Origin of the sequence: Vibrio toranzoniae, from assembly GCF_024347655.1 — a bacterium.
GTDB lineage: Bacteria > Pseudomonadota > Gammaproteobacteria > Enterobacterales > Vibrionaceae > Vibrio > Vibrio toranzoniae.
Genome location: NZ_AP025514.1, coordinates 2443351 through 2455508 on the forward strand (window position 1 = coordinate 2443351; position 12158 = coordinate 2455508).

General features: G+C 42.6%; 10 protein-coding genes and 1 pseudogene. 3 read left to right on the forward strand and 8 right to left on the reverse strand.

What is annotated here, in order from left to right:
* The first annotated feature begins 234 nt into the window (after positions 1–234).
* Positions 235–1803, forward strand: coding sequence for a membrane-bound lytic murein transglycosylase MltF (gene mltF / locus OCU50_RS10960; RefSeq protein ID WP_060468477.1), 1569 nt, complete (start codon positions 235–237; stop codon positions 1801–1803).
* Between the two features lie 293 nt (positions 1804–2096).
* Positions 2097–2231, forward strand: coding sequence for a hypothetical protein (locus tag OCU50_RS10965; protein WP_017056742.1), 135 nt, complete (start codon positions 2097–2099; stop codon positions 2229–2231).
* A gap of 63 nt (positions 2232–2294) precedes the next feature.
* Here the strand turns inward: OCU50_RS10965 and tadA are convergent.
* The 6 genes and pseudogenes from tadA to OCU50_RS10995 all read right to left on the reverse strand — a co-directional run bounded on the left by tadA (position 2295) and on the right by OCU50_RS10995 (position 7787).
* Positions 2295–2898: pseudogene (tadA, locus tag OCU50_RS10970) on the reverse strand (tRNA adenosine(34) deaminase TadA).
* Between the two features lie 288 nt (positions 2899–3186).
* Positions 3187–4749, reverse strand: coding sequence for an AbgT family transporter (locus OCU50_RS10975; protein WP_017056740.1), 1563 nt, complete (start codon positions 4747–4749; stop codon positions 3187–3189).
* Positions 4750–5044: 295 nt separating this feature from the next.
* On the reverse strand, positions 5045–5455 hold the full coding sequence (locus tag OCU50_RS10980; protein ID WP_017056739.1) for a type IV pilus modification PilV family protein: 411 nt from the start codon (positions 5453–5455) through the stop codon (positions 5045–5047).
* Positions 5445–6710: a hypothetical protein gene (locus OCU50_RS10985; RefSeq protein WP_060468479.1), complete on the reverse strand. Its 1266-nt coding sequence runs from the start codon at positions 6708–6710 to the stop codon at positions 5445–5447. The genes OCU50_RS10980 and OCU50_RS10985 overlap by 11 nt, the downstream gene beginning before the upstream one ends.
* Complete coding sequence (locus OCU50_RS10990; protein ID WP_060468480.1) at positions 6707–7309, reverse strand: PilW family protein; 603 nt, start codon at positions 7307–7309, stop codon at positions 6707–6709. The genes OCU50_RS10985 and OCU50_RS10990 overlap by 4 nt, the downstream gene beginning before the upstream one ends.
* On the reverse strand, positions 7287–7787 hold the full coding sequence (locus OCU50_RS10995) for a GspH/FimT family pseudopilin (RefSeq protein WP_017056736.1): 501 nt from the start codon (positions 7785–7787) through the stop codon (positions 7287–7289). Before OCU50_RS10995 ends, OCU50_RS10990 begins: the two co-directional genes overlap by 23 nt.
* Positions 7788–7889: 102 nt before the next feature.
* On the opposite strand from OCU50_RS10995, the gene OCU50_RS11000 reads away from it, so the two are divergent.
* Positions 7890–8321 (forward strand): type IV pilin protein, encoded by a 432-nt coding sequence (locus OCU50_RS11000; RefSeq protein ID WP_060468481.1) that lies wholly within the window; start codon positions 7890–7892, stop codon positions 8319–8321.
* 158 nt (positions 8322–8479) lie between these two features.
* Here the strand turns inward: OCU50_RS11000 and dnaJ are convergent, their stop codons facing one another.
* Both dnaJ and dnaK read right to left on the reverse strand, forming a co-directional pair.
* On the reverse strand, positions 8480–9628 hold the full coding sequence (gene dnaJ / locus OCU50_RS11005; protein WP_017056734.1) for a molecular chaperone DnaJ: 1149 nt from the start codon (positions 9626–9628) through the stop codon (positions 8480–8482).
* A gap of 284 nt (positions 9629–9912) precedes the next feature.
* The gene (gene dnaK, locus OCU50_RS11010) at positions 9913–11826 is read right to left on the reverse strand and encodes a molecular chaperone DnaK (protein ID WP_017056733.1); all 1914 of its coding nucleotides are present in this window, start codon (positions 11824–11826) and stop codon (positions 9913–9915) included.
* Between the last annotated feature and the right edge of the window lie 332 nt (positions 11827–12158).

A 12158-nucleotide genomic window follows, 5' to 3' on the forward strand; every position in this document is an offset into this window, starting at 1 on the left:
GAAGGTTGCCAAACCTATGCCGATTCCACCTCTTCAATGCGAGCGCATTATAAAGCATTTCTTTTTGTGACGTAACACCAAAAGCAACCGTTTGCGTTATTTTTTTTATCTTTCTGTATAAATGGTACTTTTGCTGCATTTATCACCACTTTTACATCTGTTTAATTAAACCTACTTTGCCAGCCTTGCATGGTTTGGTATAAAGGGGCTTCCACTTTTCGAGATTTCATTTTGATGCCTAAATTTACGCCCACCTTTTCGTTTAAATTCCTTCTGCTCGCTATTGCCTTGTTTGGACTAACAGGGTGCCAGATTGAATCTGAACCTAAAAGTGTCCTTGAGCAGATACGAGATCGCGGCGTTCTTCGTGTCGGAACCCTCAATAACCAACTCTCTTATTACATTGGTCCTGATGGCCCAGCAGGCTTAGATTACGAGTTAGCTCGTGAGTTTGCACAAGAGCTTGGTGTAAGGCTTGAGGTTAAACCCGCTTACCGCTTATCCGGCCTATTCCCTGCTTTAAAGAAAGGTGAAATCGATCTCATCGCAACCGGATTAACACAAAACAATAACCTGACACGTGCGTATCGCGCTGCACCTGCTTATTACTATGTAAGCCAACAAGTCGTGTACAAGAAAGGTCAATGGAGGCCAAGAAACCTCGAACAACTGATTTCGTTTGAAAACGAACGTCAGGCTGAATTTGTAAACGCACAAACTCAATCGGAAGAAACACCATCCAGTGACACGTTAACTCCAGCTTTGGTGGTAGTGAAAGACTCACACTTCGAACCAACACTCAAGCAGCTGCAGAAAATACACGATGACTTTATCTACGATGCGGTCGACAATGCAGACATCAATGACCTGCTAAAAGAAGTATCGACAGGTGAACGTTTATTTACGGTGGCAGACTCTATCGAGCTATCACTGGCACAACGTTTGTACCCAGACGTCGCATTAGCTTTTGAGCTCACAGAAGACCAACCAATCTCTTGGTATTTACAGAGATCTGAAGATGAAAGTCTTTATGCTTTACTGATCGAGTTCTTCGGCCACCTAAAGCAATCTGGTGAATTGGCTTCACTGGAAGAGAAATATATCGGCCACATTGGTACCTTTGACTACGTTGATACTCGTGCCTTTATCCGCGCGTTAGATAGCAAACTACCAAAATGGTCACCACTGTTTCAGAAATACTCGAAAGAATTTGATTGGCGCTTAATTGCTGCTTTGGCATACCAAGAGTCACATTGGAACCCTGTCGCACGCTCACCGACGGGTGTTCGCGGTATGATGATGCTGACATTACCTACAGCGAAGAGTGTTGGTGTGACTAACCGTCTCAACCCTAAGCAATCGGTACAGGGTGGGGTCGAATACCTGCGTCGTATCGTAAACCGGGTCCCAGACTCCATTGCCCAACATGAGAAAATCTGGTTTGCCCTTGCATCATATAATGTAGGTTACGGGCACATGATGGATGCACGTCGCTTAACCAAAGCACAAGGTGGCGATCCTGATGCTTGGGGGGATGTAAAAGATAGGTTACCTCTATTACGACAGAAGAAATACTATAGACATACTCGTTACGGGTACGCCCGCGGTGATGAAGCAAAAAATTACGTTGAAAACATTCGCCGTTATTACCAGAGTATTATCGGCCATGTAAATAAGCGGCATAAAGAACAAGAAGCGAGCCTTGAAGATTTGGTCGTGATCCCGCCTTTAGAGATTTCAGGCTCTGAATCAGCCATCAATGCTGCTCAGTCGGTTATTAATAGTTCTGCTTCCCCACAGTAAAATCTAAAAGAGCAATGCCATTTAGCCTTGCTCTTTTTTATTACCCTAATTTATGGCTTCGTGCTAACGGAGTGGGATCGGCAAAGGGAGGCTTAGAGGCAGCGTGTCATATTGCAGTAACAATCGAACTTTATAACGGCACACCATAATCAATATTACGGGTTGTCTCATCAAGACGTCGAATGTTGAGTAGAATGTCTCTCGAAGCAAATTCGAACGTGGCAGAACGAATAACACTATAATTAAACATTGATCCAAACTACAAGTCAGACGACAAATAGGAAATCGTTAAAATGATAAAGAACAAGCTGAAACCGAAGCGCCTTGATAAGACCGTTGCTGCAAACCGTCGTAAGCGTATGCTTTCAAATAATAAGAAAAAGATCATTTGGCGCAACCGTGCTTTCATGCAGATGATTGCCGAGTAAGTTTACGTAGGCACTTTCGCATAGAAAGTGCCTATTCTTAACGTCTCATGAGCGCGGCACGCTCTATTCAGACTGGTGGCTTTTATCTGCCTTTTCGACCAGCTCTTCATCTAATCGCTGTCGTTTTCTTTGCTCTTTGATCTCTTTTCGACGACGCTTGAAAAATGCCTGCAATTGCTCGCGACACTCTTCTTCTAATAGGCCATATTCAACGTCGGCATAGTGGTACGAGGCTTGGCTTTCAAACAAGTTCAATACTGTACCCGCCGCACCAGCTTTCAAGTCAGGCGCACCAAACACAATGCGTTTTACACGACTATGTAACAGGGCGCCCGCGCACATAGGGCATGGCTCTAGCGTGACGTATAAAGTGGTATCGAGCAGTCGGTAATTTTCCAGAGCTTGCCCCGCTTTACGCAAAGTTTCGATTTCTGCGTGTGCCGTGGCATCGTGACTACCAATCGAACGGTTCCACCCTTCAGAGATAATCTCATCATCTTTTACCAACACGGCACCCACGGGAACCTCTCCCTCACTCTCAGCTCGCTTAGCCACCTCAATGGCACGTCGCATAAAAATTTCATCTTGAGGGCTGAATTGATAGTCTGACAAAGGGAACTCCAGAAAAACAAAGAAATAGGAACAAAAAAGGTATGCAATAAAGCATACCTAATCTTAGCGAAAGTGGACAATATCGTGAAATAAAGTGACTAACGGGGTTCTAATTGAAGTGACTAAAAATAGAGTTCGGTTATCTGAGAATACCGTGCTATTTAAGTTAGATCCTAGTCTTATACTCAGTATAAGGAATACGAAACACGGAATAAAAATAGCCATTAGCTCATTAAAGCTGCCCTAATAAATATAGAACATTGGAAAATAATCAGTAAAAAGCCCGCTTGTTCGGTGCGAGCTTAACATTTATTAGTGCAGCTTAATATGACTTAGTGGGGCCTTACATTGTGTAAGTGTAAGGTGCTTGGATACCTAGTGGGATACCAAGCGCCCAGTAAGCTAGCAAGAAGATAGACCAACCAATTGCCATCGCGATAGAGTATGGCATCATCATAGAGGCTAATGAACCAATGCCTGACCCCTTCACATAACGCTGCATGTAAACAACAACTAATGGGAAAAACACCATCATCGGAGAAATGATATTGGAAACTGAGTCACCAACACGGTACGCCGCTTGCGTCAGCTCTGGAGAGATACCGACAGCCATTAGCATTGGAACCATAATAGGACCAATCAGCGCCCACTTAGCAGAAGCCGAACCGACTAATAAATTAACAAATGCGGTGAGTAAAATCATACCAATAATCGTCACTTGTCCTGGTAGATTCATCGCTTGCAATAACTGAGCACCAGATAGCGCCAGTAATGTACCCAAGTTAGATTGAGAGAAAGCGACTAGGAACTGAGCAATGAAGAAAGCCATTACCATAAAGCTGCCCATGCTTGCCATAGTTGCAGACATCGATTTAATGATGTCGTCGCTAGCTTTAAAAGTACCAACAATACGACCGTAAACCACCCCTGGAATAATAAACAGGATAAAGATAAGCGGTACAATAGACTTCATAATTGGCGCATTAAAAGAAGTGATCTCCCCCGCAGGAGAACGCAAGGGCGAGGTCTCAGGGACTAAAGCAGCAATCAAAGCAACAATACCAACGACCATTGCCCAACCCGCACGCGAGAAAGCCTTACTTTCAATTTCAGTAAATGACCCCATATCCGGTGCTTCTTCTGCATCTTCATCGATAGCCGTTTTAGCAAGACGTGGGGAAATAATCTTATCCGTTACATACCAACCAATACTTACAATTAATAGGGAAGATAAACCGGTAAAAAAGATATTAGAAAGAGGGTTTACTATGTAATCTGGATCAAGAATTTGCGCAGCTTCTTGTGTAAAGCCCGCCAAAAGAGGATCGATACCTGATGGCAAGAAGTTTGCCGCAAAGCCACCTGATACACCAGCAAACGCAGCTGCAATACCCGCTAGAGGGTGGCGACCCGCAGCGTGGAAAATAATACCACCAAGAGGAATAACAAGTACGTAACCAGCATCGGCAGCTGTGTGAGACACAATAGCTACCAAGATAAGCATCGGCGTTAATAGCTTAGCTGGAGTCACGTTCAGCATCTTTTTCAGACCAGTATTAATAAAGCCTGAAGCTTCAGCAACACCAACACCCAACATAGCAACCAGTACGATGCCAAGAGGTGCAAACCCGGTAAAGTTAGTCACCATATTAGCTAAAAAGCTCGCAAAGGACTCACCGGTTAATAAGTTCGAAACGACAATGGCTTCACCAGATACAGGGTGAATCAAATCGAAAGTAAAACGTGAGAATACTGCAGATAACACCCAGACTAAAATAAGTCCCCAAAAAAAGAGTAGGGCTGGATCTGGGATTTTGTTACCGGCACGTTCAATGAAGTTTAGAAAGCGGTCCATCCCACTGATCTTATCAGTCGGCGGTGCTTTTTTTACGGCTTGGTTACTCATGGTAACTCCATATGTGATGTTGTTTGTTTAGGGCTTATATAAATTTTAATCAAGGCCTATTGGCACAGCACATATTCTATTTAAATCGCCATTAAAAAGCACAAGGTTCCGCCTTATTTTACATAAATGGAGACATATTTTGCAAAATTACCATTAGGAAGCAACAATATAAAAACACAAAACACACCATCTCGTATACATAACTTTAACCAGAGCGCAAATAACACCCGAAAAATTACAACTATCAGTAAAAAGTTGGTGGAAACTGATATACAGACAATGTTTGTTTAAAAGGTCAGTCAAACTCACTGTATTTAGAAATCATTGTATCTAAAGTTATGGATTGATCTTCTCCAAACCTATCTTGCCACGAACTGGTCATCTGGATAGTTTTCAAAGCCCCAGATAAACGACTCGTCACAGTCCAATCAAGTTGATACTTAACGTGGGTGTGATCCTCACCATCGACGATATCAGTAATAAAATCGGTAGGGGTAATACTTGACAAGGCTGCAGATGCTCCGCGAGTTCTAAATCCTTCCAATTTATTTTCAGCTAAGTGCAAAGCCTCAACACTTTGAATAGCAAAATCAGATTTTTGCTCTACATACGTTTGTAGTTTAATAAGTCCAAGAGCTCCTACTCCTATCAATAAAAAAGAAATGAGTACTTCGATTAAGTTGAAGCCTTTTTGCCTACAAATCATTCCATGAACCTTTTTGCCACTTAACCTTTAAGCTGTTATTTGGAACAGACCCAGAATCAAAGGTTAAACTTAATGAAACACCAAAAACGGTTAAGCCTCCCGGTGTATCAAAAACATAACCTCCTTTAGGCTTAAATGCACCACGAGAGAAGAATGTTAGTTTCTTTTTTTGGGCTACCGTTAACTCAGCTGTAGAAAGATTGTTATACGTGGAAACATCACTTGTCCAACGCGAGCTTAAATTCGCATCGCTTGGAATCGTAGAGGTGAATAACTGATATATAATACCAGGGAAGTCATTGGCCCCATTTACACTAAGAATCCCGTCTTCGACGACTAACACCTTCGATGATGCACCAATTGAAGTTGTATTCAGCAAGTTACCACTTTCAAGATCACAGTCACCTTCAACCCAAACATTATCGTTTATAGAGTAAGCATTCTTGATTCTATCTTGGCAGCTATCACTTCCCGAAGATCCTGAGGTTACAGTCCCTTGTACAATCTCATACTCTGCTTTTATTGAATCAATATTACTTCTTGTATCTCCAAAAAAACTTTCAAATGGGTCAAGACTAGGATCATAAACAAAGTCATTTTCAACTAATTTATCTGCACCTCTGTGAGTTATATCGCTCCCGACAACAGTTAGGTCGTAATCCGACTTACTATGCTTCACACAATTACTATCACCTGATATGCACATATAATCCGATGCCTCTGTGTCTGTTTGGTACGCACTGTCACAAATAACACCTGCAGGGTTCAAGGTTTTAAATGAACCATTCATGATAAACCCACTCGCATACCGAACAGATACACATTGATCATCCCCTTCAACATCGGGAACAAATTCATTCGCACCGATCAATTTAAGGTCAGATCGAGCCTGAATAGCTCCAGTTGAGCGAGAAGATATATCTATGTTTTTTTTCAATGAATTGTAACCACTCATTGATGTCAACGTATATATCGTTTCACCGACAGTCTGAGGGGAAATAGATATTGAAGATAAATCACATAAACTATAAGCCTGATTTACTGGATGAATAGAACGATCATATTTAATTTCTGTAATCGCACATTCTAAACCTCCTTCTGCCTTCCAATGCTGCTTACGAGCTTCCACTTCATTTTGAGCTCTCTTTATTTGGTAGAAAACCGAACGATAGCTACCGAAAGTGAGCATTAAAGCAGAGACCAGTAACACGCTTGTCACCAATAGAACAACCGCGCCTTGTTGATTTTTATTCATCCCCAATTCCTATTTTTTACAACCACACTTGATGAATAACTTACTGAAGGCTCCCCAACCAACTCCGCAGAGATCGCAATGGTTGTAATACCTGAACTAACCCCTTGAGTGCCTATACTTGATTGTCTAACATCGAAGTTAATCACTCGGATTTGATTTGGTTCAAAAATAGAAGAACAACCACTCGTGGCTGCAGACACTGTTTTTACAGTGGTAGAAGGACTGTCACAGACTTTTACTACACCTGAATCAAATACAAACGCAACATTTCTCACCTCAGATTGATATGTATAAGCGTATGCGACCGTTTTTGAGTCCGGAGATATGTATACTATATTTGTGGCATCAGATAATTTTAGAGATATCCCAGCTCCTCCATCATAGCCAGCTCGCTGGAGATCTTCTTTAAAATACTGGAGAGCACCAGAAACTTGCTGTAGTAATAGCAACTCCTTACTTTTCTCTGATGCTATATTTTGTCCTGACATAAAGACTGAACCGACACTTCCAATAACAATAACGCCTAAGATAGAAGAGATCATAAATTCAATTAAAGTCGCACCACATTGTCGCCTTCTAACTACAGGCTTGATAACCATAAAAGTCTCCCCCAACACCACATATCCTCATCCGCCCAGAAGCTCTATACGTGATTAATTTCAATGGCTTTGAATTAATATCAAATAAAAAGCTTCCATCTTTAGCCCTTCCATTGATTCCACTGAATTTTATTTGTTCTGAGCTATAGTTAACGGTGACATCAACATTACGGAACGCCCCGCCCTCCATCGTTAATATTGCAGTACCTGTATTAGGAACATTAAATTCAGTTAGCTCGACTTTCCAGTCACCAGTATCACTTGAGTTACCATTCATCAGAAAGTGCGCCCAAAGGTCTGTATTTCTCATCACAGCTTCAGATTTCGCTTGCATCATAAAACCGTTCAATTCACTTGCTAGCCTTTGCATTTTAATAGTCTGAGAGACAGAACTAAAACTTGGCGCAGCAACTGCCAATAATATTGAGAGCACTGAAATGGTTATAAGTAGCTCTAAGAAGGTAAACCCGCGAGACATTTCCCAAATTCCTATGTAAACCGATACGTAACCGTATTTAATCTTGCACAGATGCTATCACCAGAGAAAAATGGGCAGAATAATAAAAGGGAACTACTCGTGATGATTCGAAAAAATAAATGCAACAACAACAACTTAAGTATTAAAGGAATGACATTGATCGAATTATTGTTGACTGTCATCATCATAGGGATACTAGGTGCAATAGCGTATCCAAGTTATACCAATCATGTGATAAAGGCGCATCGAGTCACAGCAATGGCTGATATGACAAAGATACAGTTGGAAATAGAGACGCTGTACACGGGAAACTACGCGTCGGCAGCGGCGGGTATTGTTTCTGGAGGGACATGTTTATTTTGTGATACCGATACTAGCCGATACACGCTAGCGGTTTCGGCCAGCAGCACCACCTATTCGATTCAGGCTGAACCACATTCACCACAAACAAACGATGACTGCTTAGATTCGACGACCGATATTTTGGAATTACACCACTCAGGTATCTCGGAGCCAGAAACATGTTGGAAGTAACGAATTAAACCATCAAATAATTCGAGAACGTACCTCCAAAAAATCAGCTATTTATTCTCTGATCTACAGATACAAAAAAGCCTGCTACATAAGCAGGCTTCCTAATTTTATCAACAACCCTATTAGTTGGCTTAACCAGTTACCAAGTAATTAGTTGATTACTTAGTTAGGTCATCGAAGAAGTTTTTAACACCACTGAAGAAACCTTCAGATTTTGGTTTGTGCTTACTTGCCGCTTCGCCACCACATGTTTCTTCGAATTCACGCAGTAACTCTTTTTGGCGAGAGCTTAGCTTAACAGGGGTTTCAACTACTAGCTTAACAATTAGGTCACCCACACCGCCGCCACGAACGCCTTTCACGCCTTTACCACGCATACGGAACATACGGCCCGTTTGTGTTTCTTCTGGCACTTTAAGGTTAACACGGCCATCTAATGTAGGGACTTCAACATCTCCGCCTAGAGCAGCCATAGAGAAACTGACTGGAACTTCACAGTAAAGGTTGTTGCCGTCACGCTCAAAGATATTGTGCTCTTTTACGTGTACTTGTACGTACAGGTCACCTGCTGGAGCGCCTTGCTCTCCCGCTTCGCCTTCGCCAGACAGACGAATACGATCGCCAGTATCAACGCCTGCAGGGATCTTAACGTTAAGTGTTTTTGTCTTCTGCTTACGGCCTTGACCGTGACATGAGTTACATGGATCTTTGATGATCTTGCCTTTACCATTACAAGTAGGGCAAGTCTGTTGAACAGCAAAGAAACCTTGACGCATTTGTACTTGGCCATGGCCATGACAAGTGCCACATGTCTGTGCAGAAGAGCCCGCTTTAGCGCCGCTACCGTCACAAGTATCACATTCAACCAGTGTTGGTACTTCGATTTCTTTAGAAATACCACGAACCGCCTCTTCTAGAGAAAGCTCCATGTTGTAACGTAAATCAGAACCACGTTGTGCACGTGCTTGACCGCCACCACGACGACCGCCGCCAAAGATATCACCAAATACATCACCGAAAATATCGCCGAAGTCACCTTGGCCACCGCCACCGAAACCACCGCCGCCGCCCATACCGCCTTGTTCAAAAGCAGCGTGGCCGTATTGGTCATAAGCTGCTTTCTTTTGAGGGTCGGTCAGGATCTCGTACGCTACTTTTACTTCTTTAAACTTATCTGGTGCGGCAGCGTCACCTTGGTTACGGTCCGGGTGGAATTTCATCGCTAAGCGTTTGTAAGCTTTTTTAATATCGCGCTCTGATGCATCGCGGCTTACGCCTAATACTTCGTAAAAATCACGTTTTGACATGTTCTAGGTCACCAAAATAATTGCTACTACCGAATGTTCACTTCAGTAGTCTGTGTATCAATCTAGATAAAAGTTCTGCCGGCTAAAGAACCGAATAAAGCTATTATCTAGATCGACAAGTCTAAACACAAATTTACGGGCGTGAGAGTTACCTCTGACGCCCGTATTAATAAGTCTTCGAGACAAATTTCTAAGCAGGTAGCTTGAATTCTAGGAGGAAGCGCGGAGCCTACGCTAGTAGGTGAGCACTTCCGACAACGAAATCAGGCTACTCTGCGACGAAATTATTTTTTGTCGTCTTTAACTTCTTCAAACTCCGCGTCAACAACGTCGTCGTCTTGCTTAGGTTGCTCACCCGCTTCAGCGCCAGCTTGTTGTGCTTGAGCTTGCTGTTGAGCAATTTCCATTAGCTTCTGAGCTGCTTGCATAAGTTCTTGAACTTTAGCGTCGATAGCTTCTTTGTCGTTACCAGACTTAACTTCTTCTAGTGCCGTGATAGCTGCTTCGATCTTCTCTTTCTCTTCTGCAGGTAGAGCTTCACCAGCTTCTTCTACTTGCTTACGAGTACCATGAATCATTTGGTCAGCTTGGTTACGTGCAGTTACTAGCTCTTCGAACTTTTTGTCCGCTTCTTTGTTAGCTTCTGCTTCTTGTACCATTGCTTCGATCTCTTCATCAGACAAACCACCTGATGCTTGGATAGTGATCTTCTGCTCTTTACCTGTTGCTTTATCTTTAGCAGATACGTTCAGGATACCATCAGCATCTAGGTCGAATGTTACTTCGATTTGTGGCATGCCACGAGGTGCTGGTTGGATACCTTCTAGGTTGAACTGACCAAGAGACTTGTTGTAAGTCGCTTGCTTACGCTCACCTTGAAGAACGTGGATAGTTACTGCGTTTTGGTTGTCTTCAGCTGTAGAGAACACTTGATCCGCTTTAGTAGGGATAGTTGTGTTTTTCTCGATAAGCTTAGTCATCACGCCGCCCATCGTTTCGATACCGAAAGATAGAGGAGTAACGTCTAGTAGGAGAACGTCTTTAACATCACCAGCTAGTACACCACCTTGAACAGCAGCACCCATTGCAACAGCTTCGTCAGGGTTCACGTCTTTACGTGGCTCTTTACCGAAGAATTCAGTTACTTTAGCTTGAACCATAGGCATACGAGTTTGACCACCAACTAGGATAACGTCAGTGATTTCGCCTACAGATAGGTCAGCATCTGCTAGAGCTACTTTTAGTGGCTCAAGAGAACGTTGAACTAGGTCTTCAACTAGAGACTCAAGCTTCGCACGAGTCACTTTGATGTTCATGTGCTTAGGACCAGTCGCGTCAGCAGTAACGTAAGGTAGGTTTACGTCAGTTTGAGTCGTAGAAGAAAGCTCGATTTTCGCTTTTTCTGCTGCTTCTTTAACTCGCTGCATTGCTAGTGGATCAGTTTTAAGGTTGATACCTTGTTCTTTTTTGAACTCATCAACTAGATAGTTGATCATGCGGTTATCGAAATCTTCACCACCAAGGTGAGTGTCACCGTTAGTTGAAAGAACTTCGAAAGTCTTCTCGCCTTCTACTTCATCGATTTCGATGATAGAGATATCGAATGTACCACCACCAAGGTCGTATACAGCAATAGTGCGATCACCACCTTTCTTGTCTAAGCCGTAAGCTAGAGCTGCTGCAGTTGGTTCGTTGATGATACGTTTAACATCTAGACCAGCGATACGGCCAGCATCTTTAGTTGCTTGACGCTGAGCATCGTTGAAATAAGCAGGAACAGTAACAACTGCGCCAGTTACTTCTTCGCCTAGGAAGTCTTCAGCTGTTTTCTTCATTTTCTTAAGAACTTCAGCAGATACTTGAGGAGCCGCCATTTTTTGGCCTTGCGCTTCAACCCATGCATCACCGTTGTCTGCCTTAATAATGCTGAAAGGCATGATTTCGATATCACGTTGAACTTCTTCATCTTCAAAACGACGACCGATTAGACGCTTGATAGCGAACAGTGTGTTTTGAGGGTTAGTAACAGCTTGACGTTTCGCAGGTTGACCAACTAGCGTTTCGCCTTCTGTGTATGCGATTACTGATGCTGTTGTGCGTTCGCCTTCAGCATTTTCAATTACGCGTGGTTTGTCGCCGTCAAGAACAGCAACACAAGAGTTAGTAGTACCTAAATCAATACCAATGATTTTACCCATCAGGCCATCTCCGAATATATATTATTTAGTTTTTGCTATACCCACATATGTGGGGGGTGATAATCAGGGATTCAACCCCAAGACACAAAATTAAAGTGCAAATGTAATTTGCTTTCGTATGCCCAATAGATAAGGGCTCACGACACCTTTTCAAGGGTAAAAAGATATTTTTTTAAATTTATTTTGCTAAAAAGGATGATTCGGCACGAATACCTATCATTACTGAGCTTATAACTCCCACAACTAGGTTTATCAGCCGCCGCTCCCCTCTTCTATAGAAAGAGCTTGTTTCTGTTTCTGTTTCTGTTTCTGTAAGCAGACTAGTTAAAAAG

Bases quoted from the DNA above. Each gene is read 5' to 3' on its own strand.
- dnaJ (WP_017056734.1), bottom strand. From the start codon at position 9,628: ATGTCAAAACGTGATTTTTACGAAGTATTAGGCGTAAGCCGCGATGCA.
- OCU50_RS10975 (WP_017056740.1), bottom strand. From the start codon at position 4,749: ATGAGTAACCAAGCCGTAAAAAAAGCACCGCCGACTGATAAGATCAGT.
- OCU50_RS10985 (WP_060468479.1), bottom strand. From the start codon at position 6,710: ATGAATAAAAATCAACAAGGCGCGGTTGTTCTATTGGTGACAAGCGTG.
- dnaK (WP_017056733.1), bottom strand. From the start codon at position 11,826: ATGGGTAAAATCATTGGTATTGATTTAGGTACTACTAACTCTTGTGTT.
- OCU50_RS11000 (WP_060468481.1), top strand. From the start codon at position 7,890: ATGATTCGAAAAAATAAATGCAACAACAACAACTTAAGTATTAAAGGA.
- OCU50_RS10980 (WP_017056739.1), bottom strand. From the start codon at position 5,455: ATGATTTGTAGGCAAAAAGGCTTCAACTTAATCGAAGTACTCATTTCT.
- OCU50_RS10990 (WP_060468480.1), bottom strand. From the start codon at position 7,309: ATGGTTATCAAGCCTGTAGTTAGAAGGCGACAATGTGGTGCGACTTTA.
- OCU50_RS10995 (WP_017056736.1), bottom strand. From the start codon at position 7,787: ATGTCTCGCGGGTTTACCTTCTTAGAGCTACTTATAACCATTTCAGTG.
- mltF (WP_060468477.1), top strand. From the start codon at position 235: ATGCCTAAATTTACGCCCACCTTTTCGTTTAAATTCCTTCTGCTCGCT.
- OCU50_RS10965 (WP_017056742.1), top strand. From the start codon at position 2,097: ATGATAAAGAACAAGCTGAAACCGAAGCGCCTTGATAAGACCGTTGCT.